The following is a 12,513-nucleotide window of genomic DNA, read 5'->3' as shown; positions in this document are numbered from 1 at the left end:
GTGGGGATAGCCATTGGGCTTTCGCGATTTTCTCGAAGACGGCATGGAAGGCGCGATGCTCGACATGAGCCATCGTAGCCGCCCCGCGCGCCTCATCGTGACGCTGATGGTGAGCGGCCTGCTGTGCTACTATTTCGGCCTGATCGCGATGCTGTCGTGGCTGGCCGTGAACGCCGTTCTGGAAAGCCTGCTGGTCGTTGTCGCCTTTTTGAGACGGCGCGGTGGGCGTCCCTCCCTGGTGGTCAGGCTGGGCGTGCCCGGCCTCTTCACCCTGGCCTGGTCGATCATGACCACCCTGAGCTGGGCCTATGGGCCCCAGGCCATGAAGTTCGCGGCCCTGGTCATGATGTTTGGCCTTCTGATCGAGGCCCTGAAATATGCCGCCCTGAACCGCTCGGCCATGCTGGTGATGGCTCCGCCGCCTTTCATCGCCCTGGCGACCGCGCCCCTGATCTCGGGCGGGTTCAAGCCGTGGGAACTGGCCGTGGTGGCGTTCACCCTGCTGGGCCTGCTGGGCTACATGCTGCAAACCTCGCGCGCGCTGCGCGCCAACGCTCTGGCGCTGGAGAAGGCCCAGGCCGAAGCCCAGGAAGCCAGCCGCGCCAAGTCGGCCTTCGTGGCCATGATGAGCCACGAGCTGCGCACGCCGATGAACGGCGTCCTGGGCATGGCCCACGCCCTGGGGACGACGCGGCTCGACGCCCGTCAGGCCGACTATCTGGACATGATCGTCCAGTCGGGCGATGGCCTGATGACCATTCTCAACGACATTCTGGACCTGTCGAAGGTCGAGGCCGGCAAGCTGGAGCTTGAGGACGCGCCCTTCGATATCCGCCGGCTGGCGGGGCAGATCCATCTGGTGTGGAACCATACCGCCCGCCTGAAGGGACTGGAGCTGACGCTGGAGGTCGCGCCGCAGACTCCCACCTGGCTGCTGGGCGATGCGGTCCGGGTGCGGCAGATCCTGCTGAACCTGGTCTCCAACGCGCTGAAGTTCACCGAGACCGGACGTGTCGATATCCGCATCGCCCCCGGCGTGGCGGCTGACGGCGAGACGGCCTGTGTCGAGCTCCTGGTGACCGATACGGGCGTCGGCCTCAGCCTCGACCAGCAGGTCAGCCTGTTCAACCCCTTCAGCCAGGGCGATCGCTCCACGGCGCGGCGGTTTGGCGGCACGGGCCTGGGGCTGACGATCAGCCGCCAGCTGGCCCGGATGATGGGCGGCGAGATCACCGTCATCAGCACGCCGGGGCAAGGTTCGACCTTCAGGGTGCAACTGGCGCTGATCCCGGCCCAGGCGCCGCTCGTGGGCAGCCACGCCGAGCCGGTGGCCAACTTCGAGGGGGCGCGGGTCCTGGTGGTCGACGACAATCTGGTCAACCAGGCCGTTGCGCGCGCGATCCTGGAGTCCGCCGGGGCAATGGTCGCCACCGCAGACGATGGACGCCAGGCCCTCGCCCGGCTGCGGGTTGAGGACTTCGACGTCGTGCTGATGGACGTCCACATGCCCGAGATGGACGGGGTCGAGGCGGTGCGGCGGATCCGGGCGGGCGAAGGCGGGCGGGTCGACATTCCCATCCTGGCCCTGACCGCCGACGCCATGTCGGGCGAGGCCGAACGCCTGCTGGAAAAGGGCTTCGACGACGCCCATCCCAAGCCGGTCCAGCCGGCCGGGCTGCTGGCCGCCGTGGCGCGCCTGAAGCGCGATCCGTTCGAGACCGCGCATGAAGCAGACCGGCCCCTCGCACGCGCCCTCTGATTGCGCCGCGGCCGCAGATCGCCGTTCGGTTAGCGATTGTTTAGCATGGGGTCGCTAGAAGAAAGCCCAACATGCAGGGGGCCTCGTTCTTGTCAGCGCGTCGTAAACTCAAGCCGGTGCGCAGCAACGACCGGGTGACCCGCAGCCTGCGCGCGCTGGAGCGGACGGCCTCGACCAGCCGCGTGCTGAACCTGCTGGCCATCCAGGCCGACAGCGGCCACCGGCCCGAGCACGCCGAGCATCCGCTGTTCCGCAACCGCGTCCTCAACAACGCCCTGGTCCTCAAGCACCGCCTGCGCAGCGACGACATCTTCCTGTTCGATGACGCGCGGCCGACGGCCACCAAGATCATCATCCCGTTCGACCGCGGCGACCTGGGCCTGGGCGGGCAGTCGTTCTTCGTGGGCCAGCGCGGCTGGGTCGAGCTGCTGCACGAAGCCTGCAACGACACCACCGACATGGTCCGCGACATCGCCACCCTGCGCATGATCGACATGCTGCCGTCGCTGGACCCGTTCCTGCTGCGCGAGCATCTGCGCCGCCACGGCATGAATGTCGCGGCCTGCTATTTCGCCCTGTCGGCCGCCGACCTGGAGCAGATGCAGGGCTTCGTCACCTTCGAGATCTCGCGCCTGATCGAACTGGCCTATCGCGACACCGGCCGCTTCTCGGGCGTCCACGCCGCGCGCCTGGTCGAGGCCCTGCTGTCGACCGATGTCGACGAGCGCCTCGAGCCGCTCCGCGAGACCCTGGTGCTGGAGGGCGAGAGCTTCAAGGAAGGCGTCTTCAGCTGGAAGGGCTTCCTCTATTACAAGTGGATGCTGACCCGGCTGTGGCCCCAGCTGGCGGCCGTGAGCACCGAGATCGGCCAGATGGTCATCGCCGGCGCGCGCGACACCGAGACCGCCCGCTATCTGGATGAGGCCCGCAAGCGCCTGCAGGCCAGCGTGGTCATCGAGCGCAACGCCGTGCAGCGCACGCTCAGGGTCTATGACGACGCCTTCGAGGACCTGATCGAGAACGGCCGGCCGCAGGCCTTCCGCGACTTCCTGCTGCGGGCGCCCGACCTGTTCCTGTCGCTGGGCGAGAGGGTCGGGGTGATCTCGCACATCGCCAGCTATTGGCGTTATCGCTTCCCCGAAGGGCGCGTGCCCACCGCCCAGGTCGACGAAGCCATCGATATCTTTCAGGATTTCGAAGGCGGACTCAGCGTTTCCCTGACAAACTGACGGGCCGGCCCTGCGAACCGCATCAAGCTGATTTTTACGAACGGTCGCTAAGGTCGCAGTCGAGTACCTCTCTCAGGAGCCGAGTTCCCGGTGTTTGACGGCAATATCCGCACCATTCAGCGTGTCGCCGCCAAGGTTCAGCGGGTGTTGGTCGTTGACGCCAACCCGGCGACGGCGCGGCTGCTGGCTGACCAGCTGAGGCAGCTGGGCAATGTGCAGATCTATCCCGCCGCGACCATCGAGAAGGGCTATGCGATGGCCCGCACGGTCGATCCGCAGCTGATCTTCGTCGAGCACGCCAGCGCCGGGACCGACGGCCTGATGCTGACCCGCAAGATCCGCCGCAGCGAAATGATCTGCCGCGATGCGCCGATCATCATGTGCACCGCCGAAGCCACGGCCGAGGCGATCTTCGGGGCCCGCGACGCCGGGGTTCACGAATTCATGCGCAAGCCCTTCACGATCGGGGATCTTGAGCGCCGCCTGGAAGCGGTGACCCTGAAGCCGCGCGACTGGGTCGAGGCCGTGCAATATGTCGGTCCCGATCGCCGCCGCTTCAACTCGGCCGAATATAAGGGCCCGCGCAAGCGCAAGGCCGACGCCGCCGGCACGGTGGCCGCGAGGCTGTCCCAGGCCCTGCGCATCGTCCGCTCAGCGGCCGGGGCCCTGGACACCGATCCCATGCAGGCCCGCCGCGCCCTGGCCGCCCAGGCGGTGGAGCTGCGCAAGGTCGGCGACGCCGTCAAGGAGCCGCGCCTGACCGCGGCCGCGGCGGCGCTGGAAGACTGCATGAAGAGCGAGCTGTCCGGACCCCAGGCCCGGGCGGCCCTGCTGACGCGTATCGACGCCCTGATGGGCTTCATGGCCGCCGATGACGACGGGGGACGCGGGGCGGCTTAGGCCGCGACCGCGTCGGCCAACAAAAAAAGGGCGGCGTCCGCGAGGACGCCGCCCTTCTTCGTTTCCGGAAGGTCTTCCGCCTAGAACGCCATGCGGGCGATCAGTTGGAAGACCGGACCGGCTTCTTCGCTCTCCAGCTCGTACTCATCAAACGCGCGAGACCGCTGATCGGCGGTGCTGGCGAACTTATTAAACACTTCTTCCTTCTTGGCGTTCAGCAGGTTGGAGCCGGTCAGGCGCACCGTGACCGTCTCGCCGAAGCGCTTTTCGACAAACAGCTCCAGGTCGGCGCCGTAGGAGGTGGTGACCTCCTCGCCGATGATCCGGCCATAGGCCTCGCCCTGCTTGCGGTAGGTGGCGCCGAAAGCGCCGCCAAACTTCGGCAGGTCCTGGATGAAGCCGACGTTCAGCACATAGTCCGACTGGTCGTTGAACTTGCGGCTGCCGAAGGTGTCGTCGATGTCGCTGTCGAGCCAGGAATAGTTGAAGAACACGCCGGTGTTATCCAGGCCGAAGACCGTCAGCGGGGTCGACAGGTCGAACTCGACGCCCATCACCGTGCCGTCGCCGACGTTCTGGGTCTGCAGCAGCAGGGCGGGCGCGCCGGCCGAGCCCGCGCCGATGCTGGTCAGTTCGATCAGGTCGGTCACGTCGCGGTAGAAGACGTTGACGCCGGCCACGCCACGAGCGCCGAGGCGACGCTCATAGCCAACATCCAGGCCCCAGGCCGTTTCCGGCTTCAGGTTGGGATTGCCGACATAGTCGTTGTCGCCGAATTCTTCTTCCAGCACCGCCGGGGTGATCTGGTCAAAGCCCGGGCGGCGCACGGTGCGGGCCACCGAGGCGCTGATGCGGTCCTTGCTGGTCAGGCTCCACTTCAGGTGAGCCGAGGGCAGCAGGATGGCGTAGTCGGTCGAGAACTGCCGCAGGGCCGGCGCGGCGGTGTTGTCGAGGATCTCGACATCGGTCGTCTCATAGCGCAGGCCCGCTTCCCACTTCACGTCGCCGGCCTTGCCCGACAGCATCAGATAGGGGTCGATACGGCTCTCGGCGATGGCGGTGTCGCCGCCCAGAACCGGAACGAACGCCCGGTCGGCCGGCGGGGTCGCGGCGGGCAGGTTGTAGCGATTGCGCGGGATCTCGGTGATCAGCGCGTCGCGATCCTTCTTCTGGTACTGGACGCCGACTTCCAGGCCCACGCCGCCCAGATCGCGCTTGTGCTCGAGCTTGGCGGTGAATTCCTTGTCTTCCAGTTCGGTGCGGGCCTTGTCGGCGGTGAAGCGGTCGCCGTCCGGGAAGGGAATGGCGTCGCGCAGATATTCGATCTCGTTCTCGAACTCGTACTGGCTGTCGGTGAACACCGCATAGCCCAGCTTCACGGCGGTTTCGCCGCCCAGCATCTCGCGCTTGAACTTGCCGTTGACCGACCAGTTGTCGGTCTGGATGTCGACATTGTTGTCGTTGACCGTCAGCAGGTCGGCGTTCTGGATCCGGCCGCCGCGATATTCCAGCGAGTCTTCATCGGCGTAGCGGTCGGTGCGGACATAGAAGCCGCTCAGGTCCAGCTCGCCGCCGGCCAGCGGGACGCGGTAGTTGGCGTTGAACGAATAGTCGGTGCCGTTGCGGACGTCCGACTGCTGCTCGATGTTGTTCAGCGCCGCGCCGGGCGCATCATAGCGCCAGCTGGTCTTTTCCTTGGGATTGCGACGGCCCTGGATGTTGGCGCCGACCAGCAGTCGGCCGGGGCCAACCTGGCCGCCCCACACCGCACCCAGCGTCTCGCGGATGCGGCCGTCGTTCAGCATGATGCCGCCGGCCCGCAGGAACCCGCCGTCCAGGGCGTAGGCGTCGCGCAGCACGATGTTCAGGGCGCCGGCCATGGCGTCGCCGCTGCGGTTGGCCGAGGCGCTGCGCACGATCTCGATGCGCTCGATCATCTCGGCGGGGATGCGGTCGACGAAGAACGAGCGGTCGGCGCCGGCGCCGGGCACCTTCTCGCCGTTGATCAGGATCTGGGTGTAGGCGGCGTCCAGGCCGCGCAGGCGGGCGCCGTCCGATTCCAGAACGTCCGACAGGAAGGTGACGCTGGGCACGCGCTTGAGCGCATCACCGGCGGTCAGGGGCTCGAAGCGCTGGAAGTAGTCCAGGCCATACTCCAGCACCGGGGCGGTCTGCTCGGAGCGGTTGCGATAGGCGATCTGGGCCTGGACGACGACTTCCGAAGCGGTCACCGGCGTGTCGGCGGTGGCGATCGGGGCGTCCTGGGCCGAAGCGGCCGAGGCGATAGCCAGCGGCGCGAACGCCGCCAGGGCGAACAACATGGTCTTTTTCATCGAAGGATCCCCATCCGACGCCCCCGGTTATTGCGAGGTGCGCGCGTGATTTCACGGGGCAGGGCATAGTGACGACCAGTGATGTTTGATTGACGGTTTTGTCTCGGATTTGTGTCGGTGTCGGGAATGTCCCTGCGCGGACTATCTTTGGACGGCCGGACGGCCCAGCCAGTGCCGCAGGGCCCCATTGACGGGGCCGGGCGCCTCCATCGGGGTCATGTGGCCGGTCTGGGGAATGACCACCAGATGGGTGCACCCGATCGCCGCCGCCATCTGGCGATGCCCCGCCGCCGGGGTGATCTGGTCGTTCTCTCCGCACAGGATCAGCAGCGGAACACGCAGGGCCTTCAGCGCGGCCTCGCCGTCCTGACGCTCCAGGCTGTTCTGGCGGATGAACACCTCGCGGCCCAGCCGCTGGGTCATGTCGATGATCCGGCCGGTCAGCTCGGCGTCGTCCAGACGCGAGGCGTCGACATAGCTCCTGAGGATCGTGTGGCTGATGCCAATGAACTCGCCGGGCTTGCGGGCGGCCTCGGTGAGCGCCATCCGCCGCGCGGCGCGCTCGGGCGTGTCGACGCGGATCGAGGTGTCCAGCAACGCCAGGCGCTGGATGCGCTCGGGCGCGATCCGGGCGATCTCCTGGGCCACATAGCCGCCCATCGAAAAGCCGGCCAGGGCGAAGCTCGGCTCGGCCTCCGCCAGCACCGCCTCGGCCAGTTCACGAAGAGTCTCACCCCGCGTCAGGTCGGGGACGTGCGGGCGGGCCACATCGGCCAGACCGCTGATCTGGTCGCGCCACAGCTCGGCGTCGTTCAGCAGGCCGGGCAGGAGCAGGAGCTGGGGGAGGGCGGCGGCGGTCATCGACCCGTCATAGCATCATGCCCCGCCGTCTTTCCTCTCCCAAAGCGCGCGGGCCTCTCCCAAAGCGGGCGGGGCCTGGGCCTTGCCAAGCCTTTGTCGATCTTGCATCAGTGATGTTATATCGTAACGTCACTGAATCGACCCGGAATGGCCCGACCGCCGACTTCTCGCCTGTCTGTTTCACCCTCCACGGTCGGTGACGTCTGGATGCGCGCGCTTCCTCGTGGCCCCTTCGACGGGACGTCCGCCAATCGCGATCCGGCGGGTGGAAACGCCTGGTCGGTCCGTCGTCACTCCCCCAAAGCCTGAGTAAAAGATCGATGCGTTTCCTGAAGCTGGCTCCCGTGCGGGTCGTTCTGGCCGCTTGCGCCCTCGGCGCGTCAGGAGAGGCCATGGCCCAGCGGGTCAATGACAACGCCGTGGCCGGCGCTGAGGACGCCTTCGGCGCCAGCATCGGCAATGAGCGGGTGGGCCTCTACAGCAGCAGCGAGGTTCGGGGTTTCTCGCCCATCACGGCGGGCAACATCCGCCTGGAGGGGCTGTACATGGACCGCCCAGCCTCGTTCACCGACCGGCTGGTCGAGAGCAACGTGGTGCGTGTGGGCCTGGCCGCCCAGAACTATCTGTTTCCCGCGCCGACGGGCATCGTCGACTACCGCATTCGTCCGGCGGGCGATCAGCGCGTGGTCAGCCTGGTGGCTGGCTATGGGCCCATGGGCGGCGGGCGGATCGAGATCGACAGCCAGATCCCGTTGAGCGACACCCTCAGCCTGGTCGCCGGCGTCGCGGGCTTCGACGACGAGTTCGCCAGCGGGGCGGACGCGGTCTACGGCTCCTACGCCCTGGCTGCGCGCTGGCGACCGATGGACAAGGTGCTGGTCCTGCCGTTCTGGAGCCGGGTTGATACCTGGGATCGCGAGGCCACGGCTCTCCATGTCGCCGCGCCTGGCGTCCTGCCCGAGCCCGTCGCCCGTCGTCGCTATGTGGGACCGGCCTGGGCCGACTATCGCAACATCGCGACGAACGCCGGCGTTCTGACCCGCGCGGCGCTGCCGGGCGGTTTCGATCTCGCGGCCGGGCTGTTCCGGTCGGTGAACGACACGCGCGAGAACCATGCCCTGGTGCTGACCAATGTTCAGGCCGACGGGTCGGCCCTGCGACGGATCAGCCGCGATCCGCGCCAGAAGCTGGCCTCGACCAGCGGGGAGATCCGGCTCAGCCGCGCGCTGGTGAGGGGCGATTGGGCGCACGCCCTTCACGCGTCGCTGCGCGGCCGCCAGCGCGAAAGCCTCTATGGCGGCGGGGCCAGTCTGAACCTGGGCGCGACCCATGTCGAAGATCGCGTCGATATCGTCGAGCCCGTGTTTGCCCTGGGCACGCGGACGCGGGACGAGGTCGAGCAATGGACGGGCGGGCTGGCCTATGATCTGCGCTGGCGCCGACGCGGGTCCCTGAGCCTGGGCCTGCAGCGGGCCGACTATCGCAAGACCGTCCAGCGCCCAGACGGCGTCCGCGCCGTGGCCCATGACCCGGCCTGGCTCTACAACGCCGCCGCCTCGTGGACTGTGTCGCCGCGCCTGGCGCTCTACGGCAGCGTGACCCGAGGCCTGGAAGAGAGCGGCGTCGCGCCGGACAGCGCGGCCAATCGCACCCAGGCCCTGCCGGCGATCATCACCGACCAGTGGGACGCGGGCGTGCGCTGGGTGCTGCCGCGTAATCTGCGCATGGTGGCGGGCGGCTTCCAGGTGCGTAAGCCCTACTTCGCGGCCGACGACGCCAACGTCTTTCGCGAGATGGGATCGGTGCGCCATCGCGGCGTCGAGGTCAGCCTGACCGGTTCGCCTGTCGAAGGCCTGTCGGTGGTGGCCGGGGCGGTGCTGATGCGGCCGCGCGTCACCGGCGCGCCGGTGCGGGAAGGGCGGATCGGCCGTGAGCCGGTTGGCCAGACCCAGCGGGTGCTGACCCTCAGCGGAACCTGGGCCCTGCCCGTCGAGGGGCTGGCGTTCACCTTCGCGGCCAACAACCACGGCCGCCGCGCCGCTGACCAGTCGAACCGGACCCATACGCCGGCGGCGACGATCCTGGACGCCGGCCTGCGCTACCGCTTCGACATCGGCGACAAGCCGGCCCTGCTGCGCGCCCAGGTGACCAATCTTGCCGACACCTTCGACTGGAAGGTGATCAGCAGCGGCGCCTTCGAGGTCAACGCGCCCCGGACGGCGACGGTATTCCTGACCGTCGACTTCTAGAGCATTTTCCGACGAAGTGGACGCCGGTTCGTCGTCAGAAAATGCGTTAAAACAAAAGACTAGAGCATTTCACCGATCCAGTTGGATCGGAAAATGCTCTAGGGACCCGCAAACGAGTCCAACAAAAAAGGGAGCGCCGCGGCGCTCCCCTGATCGTCATCGTCGCCCCGAGACCGGAGCGTCGTTATCGCTTCAGGCCTCGACCATGTTCTTGGCGATGGCCGCTTCGCGCATGTTTTTCTGCAGCTTCTCGAAGGCCCGCACCTCGATCTGGCGGACCCGTTCGCGGCTTACGCCGTAGTGGGTGGCCAGGTCTTCCAGGGTGGTGGGGTCGTCCTTCAGCCGGCGCTCGGTCAGGATGTGACGTTCGCGATCGGTCAGTTCGACCATGGCTTCCTGGAGGAGGCCCATGCGCAGGGACTTCTCTTCGTTCTCGGCGACGACGGTCTCTTGCGAAACCTGGTCGTCATCGGCCAGCCAGTCCTGCCACTCGCTCTCGCTGTCCGAACGCAGCGGGGCGTTCAGCGAGGCGTCGGGGCCCGACAGGCGGCGGTTCATCGAGATGACCTCGCTGTCCAGCACGCCCAGCTTGGTGGCTATGGCGCTGACCTGGTCGGGACGCAGGTCGCCGTCCTGGAAGGCCTCGATCTGGCTCTTGGCCTTGCGCAGGTTGAAGAACAGCTTCTTCTGCGCGGCGGTCGTGCCCATCTTCACCAGCGACCACGAGCGCAGGATGTATTCCTGGATCGAGGCGCGGATCCACCACATGGCGTAGGTGGCCAGGCGGAAGCCCTTGTCGGGCTCGAACTTCTTGACGGCCTGCATCAGGCCGACATTGCCTTCGGAGATCACCTCGCCGATCGGCAGGCCGTAGCCGCGATAGCCCATGGCGATCTTGGCCACGAGACGCAGGTGCGACGTGACCATCTTGTGGGCGGCTTCGGAGTCCTGATGCTCTTTCCAGCGCTGGGCGAGCATGAACTCCTCGTCCTTGGGAAGCATCGGAAACTTGCGGATCTCGGTGAGATAGCGCGACAGGCCGCCGTCAGGCGACATCACCGACAAAGAGCTAACGGCCATACGAAATACTATCCCCTTGGGCTGGCGGGTCGCCCGCCTTATCCCCTGACAACAGGTGAGATAGGGAGCGGTTGCGGCCAAGTTAAGTCTGGTAACGCATTTGTAATGTCCCAGCGTCGGGCTGGGATATTCATCGCCTCAAGCCTGACCTTGAATCAGGGCGCCTTCGCGGCGATCTTCAGGGGGAAAGTTTGCGCAAAGGTAAGCCGGAATGCTCCGTTTCGTTTTTCGGGTTTTGTTCGCCGCCCTGGGCCTGTGGCTGGCCGATCGCCTGCTGGGCGGGATCTCGGCCGACGGCTGGCCGACCCTGATCCTGGCCGGCCTGCTGCTGGGGCTGGTCAATGCGGTGGTCAAGCCGGTGGTGGTGCTGCTGACCTTCCCGATCACCATTGTGACCCTGGGCCTGTTCCTGCTGGTGGTGAACGCCGCCATGCTGGGCCTGGTCGCCTGGCTGCTGGACGGGCTGACGGTCAACGGCCTGGTGGCCGGCATCCTGGGCTCGATCATCGTCGGTGTTGTCAGCTGGGCCGGTCAGGTGATGATCGGCGACAGCAAGGGCCGCGAGGCGGCCTGAGGGCTGCCCCAACGGCAAGCTGCCCCCCGCGCCGCACTTGATCTAACCTCCACGCCATGACGCGCCGGCCATGCGACCGGCGCGCGGGAGGAGGCTCAGGATGAGCATCGCCGGCGTCAATCACCTGGCCCTGGTCTGCCGCGACATGGCGGAGACTACCCGGTTCTACACCCAGGTCCTGGGCATGCCCCTGGTCAAGACCGTCCAGCTGCCGGACGGCGGCCAGCACTTCTTCTTCGACTGTGGCGGCGGCTCCAGCCTGGCCTTCTTCTGGTGGGCCGACGGGCCGCCGGCCGCGCCGGGCATAGCCTCGGTCAAGGCGTTTCCGCAGGAGCCGCGCACCGCCGTGGGCTCGATGAACCACATCGCCTTTTCCGTGCCCGAGGACGAACTTGAAACCTGGCGCCAGCGCCTGGTCGACGCCGGGGTCGAGACGTTTCCGATGGTGGTCAATCACGACGACAGCGAGATGGGCGTGGCGCGCCGGAACCACGAGGGCGTCTTCGTGCGCTCGGTCTATTTCACCGACCCCAACGGCATCATGATGGAGCTGGCCGCCTTCACCCGGCCGTTCACGCCCGCCGATGTGCGCCACGAGCCGGGCTCGGTCCGCGTTTCGGCGGAGGCCTGAGATGCCACGCCTGCGCGAGGTTCCCCGCGCCGAGGTGACCGATCCCAAGGTGCTGGCCCTGTACGACCAGCTGTTCGGCGCCCGCGACCCTGTGAGCGAGCCTGGCACCGCCACCGGCACGCGCGGCGACTGGTGGACGGTCTTTGCCAACAGTCCCGACGTGCTGCTGCACGCCGCCCGCGGCTTTGGCCTGTATCGCGACCCGGCCCGCAAGATCGATCCGGTGCTGCGGGAGCTGGCCCAGACGCGGGCCGGCTGGGTGCGGGGCAGCCAGTTCGTGTTCTCCCAGCACTGCAAGTCTCTGCGCGGTCTGGGCGTATCCGAGGACAAGATCGCCGCCGTGCCGGCCTGGCAGGTCTCGGACGTCTTCGACGCCCGCGAGCGCGCCGTGCTGGCCTATGCCGACGCCCTGGTCCTGGACGGCGGCCGTGTGGCCGACGGCGTGTTCGAGGCGCTGAAGGGCTTTCTGGATGACGAGCAGATCCTGGAGCTGACCTACATCACCTGCCTCTACGAGATGCACGCCGTGATGAGCCGGGCCCTGCGACTGGAGTTCGACGACCGCCCCGAGGCGGTGATCGAGGTCGCGGCGCCGGAGGGGTTCGCGGCACGGGACTTCATGGATACGGAGCGGTAGGGCTGTCCGCGTCTATCCGCCCTCCGCTCTCCCCGGCGAAAGCCGGGGTCCAGATCGAACCCTGAGCTTCGCCGGTTCGGGCCAAGGTCGTTGGCGCATCATCCCCAGACACTCCGGATGAATCTGGGCCCCGGCCTTCGCCGGGGAGAGTGGGGTAGGGGGGTGCTTGGGCAGTCTTCGACAAGTCACGGTAAACGCCCCGGCAAACACTGTGACGGCCCCATGAAGTTTTCGCGAAATGAGATGCTCAAAGCGGGGAC

Annotated in this window: 10 protein-coding genes; 7 read left to right on the top strand and 3 right to left on the bottom strand. The window is 67.3% G+C overall.

What is annotated here, in order from left to right:
* Positions 1-13 precede the first annotated feature (13 nt).
* The 3 genes from ACW17V_RS16085 to ACW17V_RS16075 all read left to right on the top strand — a co-directional run bounded on the left by ACW17V_RS16085 (position 14) and on the right by ACW17V_RS16075 (position 3,888).
* Positions 14-1,759 (top strand): ATP-binding protein, encoded by a 1,746-nt coding sequence (locus tag ACW17V_RS16085; protein WP_492106065.1) that lies wholly within the window; start codon positions 14-16, stop codon positions 1,757-1,759.
* A 71-nt stretch (positions 1,760-1,830) separates the two neighbouring features.
* Positions 1,831-2,988, top strand: a complete 1,158-nt coding sequence (locus ACW17V_RS16080; protein ID WP_492106064.1) for a hypothetical protein — start codon at positions 1,831-1,833, stop codon at positions 2,986-2,988.
* Positions 2,989-3,078: 90 nt separating this feature from the next.
* Positions 3,079-3,888: a response regulator gene (locus ACW17V_RS16075; RefSeq protein ID WP_492106063.1), complete on the top strand. Its 810-nt coding sequence runs from the start codon at positions 3,079-3,081 to the stop codon at positions 3,886-3,888.
* 80 nt (positions 3,889-3,968) lie between these two features.
* On the opposite strand, the gene ACW17V_RS16070 is transcribed toward ACW17V_RS16075, so the two are convergent.
* Together ACW17V_RS16070 and ACW17V_RS16065 are read right to left on the bottom strand one after the other, a co-directional pair.
* Positions 3,969-6,221, bottom strand: coding sequence for a TonB-dependent receptor plug domain-containing protein (locus ACW17V_RS16070; RefSeq protein WP_492106062.1), 2,253 nt, complete (start codon positions 6,219-6,221; stop codon positions 3,969-3,971).
* Positions 6,222-6,362: 141 nt separating this feature from the next.
* On the bottom strand, positions 6,363-7,082 hold the full coding sequence (locus ACW17V_RS16065; RefSeq protein ID WP_492106061.1) for an alpha/beta fold hydrolase: 720 nt from the start codon (positions 7,080-7,082) through the stop codon (positions 6,363-6,365).
* A gap of 320 nt (positions 7,083-7,402) precedes the next feature.
* On the opposite strand from ACW17V_RS16065, the gene ACW17V_RS16060 reads away from it, so the two are divergent.
* Entirely contained in the window at positions 7,403-9,331 is a 1,929-nt protein-coding gene (locus tag ACW17V_RS16060; protein WP_492106060.1) for a TonB-dependent receptor domain-containing protein, read from the top strand.
* A 192-nt stretch (positions 9,332-9,523) separates the two neighbouring features.
* Here ACW17V_RS16060 and rpoH read toward each other — a convergent pair whose 3' ends face one another.
* Positions 9,524-10,411, bottom strand: a complete 888-nt coding sequence (gene rpoH / locus ACW17V_RS16055; protein ID WP_492106059.1) for an RNA polymerase sigma factor RpoH — start codon at positions 10,409-10,411, stop codon at positions 9,524-9,526.
* A 211-nt stretch (positions 10,412-10,622) separates the two neighbouring features.
* On the opposite strand from rpoH, the gene ACW17V_RS16050 reads away from it, so the two are divergent.
* The 3 genes from ACW17V_RS16050 to ACW17V_RS16040 all read left to right on the top strand — a co-directional run bounded on the left by ACW17V_RS16050 (position 10,623) and on the right by ACW17V_RS16040 (position 12,253).
* The gene (locus ACW17V_RS16050) at positions 10,623-10,985 is read left to right on the top strand and encodes a phage holin family protein (protein ID WP_492106058.1); all 363 of its coding nucleotides are present in this window, start codon (positions 10,623-10,625) and stop codon (positions 10,983-10,985) included.
* Positions 10,986-11,085: 100 nt separating this feature from the next.
* A complete protein-coding gene (locus ACW17V_RS16045) occupies positions 11,086-11,616 on the top strand; it encodes a VOC family protein (RefSeq protein WP_492106057.1) in 531 nt (176 codons plus the stop codon).
* 1 nt (position 11,617) lies between these two features.
* Positions 11,618-12,253: a carboxymuconolactone decarboxylase family protein gene (locus ACW17V_RS16040; RefSeq protein ID WP_492106056.1), complete on the top strand. Its 636-nt coding sequence runs from the start codon at positions 11,618-11,620 to the stop codon at positions 12,251-12,253.
* Positions 12,254-12,513 lie beyond the last annotated feature (260 nt).

The organism is Caulobacter sp. FV2ye17ST (genome assembly GCF_058680955.1).
The sequence above is the reverse complement of the archived record's forward strand: the minus strand, read 5'-3'. Positions and strand labels throughout refer to the sequence as shown.

Bases quoted from the DNA above. Each gene is read 5' to 3' on its own strand.
- ACW17V_RS16060 (WP_492106060.1), top strand. From the start codon at position 7,403: ATGCGTTTCCTGAAGCTGGCTCCCGTGCGGGTCGTTCTGGCCGCTTGC.
- ACW17V_RS16065 (WP_492106061.1), bottom strand. From the start codon at position 7,082: ATGACCGCCGCCGCCCTCCCCCAGCTCCTGCTCCTGCCCGGCCTGCTG.
- ACW17V_RS16040 (WP_492106056.1), top strand. From the start codon at position 11,618: ATGCCACGCCTGCGCGAGGTTCCCCGCGCCGAGGTGACCGATCCCAAG.
- ACW17V_RS16080 (WP_492106064.1), top strand. From the start codon at position 1,831: ATGCAGGGGGCCTCGTTCTTGTCAGCGCGTCGTAAACTCAAGCCGGTG.
- ACW17V_RS16045 (WP_492106057.1), top strand. From the start codon at position 11,086: ATGAGCATCGCCGGCGTCAATCACCTGGCCCTGGTCTGCCGCGACATG.
- ACW17V_RS16070 (WP_492106062.1), bottom strand. From the start codon at position 6,221: ATGAAAAAGACCATGTTGTTCGCCCTGGCGGCGTTCGCGCCGCTGGCT.
- ACW17V_RS16050 (WP_492106058.1), top strand. From the start codon at position 10,623: ATGCTCCGTTTCGTTTTTCGGGTTTTGTTCGCCGCCCTGGGCCTGTGG.
- rpoH (WP_492106059.1), bottom strand. From the start codon at position 10,411: ATGGCCGTTAGCTCTTTGTCGGTGATGTCGCCTGACGGCGGCCTGTCG.